We start from the raw sequence: 740 nt of genomic DNA, 5'->3' as shown, positions 1-740 counted from the left end.
GACAGGATATAAACTTCAGACTCGAACTGAGTGTGCGGCTTGATAGAGCCTGGCTTAGCCAGAACCTGACCACGTTCGATTTCTTCACGTTTGATACCACGCAGCAGAACACCAACGTTCTCACCAGCACGGCCTTCGTCCAGCAGTTTGCGGAACATTTCAACGCCAGTACAGGTAGACTTAGCAGTCTCTTTGATACCAACGATTTCAACTTCTTCGCCAACTTTAACGATACCGCGCTCTACACGACCGGTAACAACTGTACCACGACCGGAGATAGAGAATACGTCTTCGATTGGCAGCAGGAATGGCTTGTCGATAGCACGTTCTGGTTCTGGGATGTAAGAATCCAGGAAACCAGCCAGTTCAACGATTTTAGCTTCCCACTCTGCTTCGCCTTCCAGCGCTTTCAGAGCAGAACCACGGATGATTGGAGTATCATCACCTGGGAAATCGTACTGAGACAGAAGTTCACGAACTTCCATTTCTACCAGTTCCAGCAGCTCTTCGTCATCAACCATGTCGCATTTGTTCAGGAACACGATGATGTAAGGAACGCCAACCTGACGACCCAGCAGGATGTGCTCACGAGTCTGTGGCATCGGGCCATCAGTCGCAGCAACAACCAGGATAGCGCCGTCCATCTGAGCAGCACCGGTGATCATGTTTTTAACGTAGTCGGCGTGCCCTGGGCAGTCAACGTGCGCATAGTGGCGAGTCGGGGTGTCATATTCAACGTG

The 740-nt window shown here is 51.1% G+C and carries 1 protein-coding gene; it reads right to left on the bottom strand.

Annotated elements, in window-relative coordinates:
* A partial coding sequence (locus tag BSPA111_RS22400; RefSeq protein WP_183273306.1) for an elongation factor Tu occupies positions 1-740 on the bottom strand: 740 nt, incomplete at both ends.

Source organism: Buttiauxella sp. A111 (assembly GCF_014189855.1).
Classification (GTDB): Bacteria; Pseudomonadota; Gammaproteobacteria; order Enterobacterales; family Enterobacteriaceae; genus Buttiauxella; species Buttiauxella selenatireducens.
Note: the sequence above shows the minus strand (reverse complement) of the source record. Positions and strands in the feature narration are given on the sequence as shown.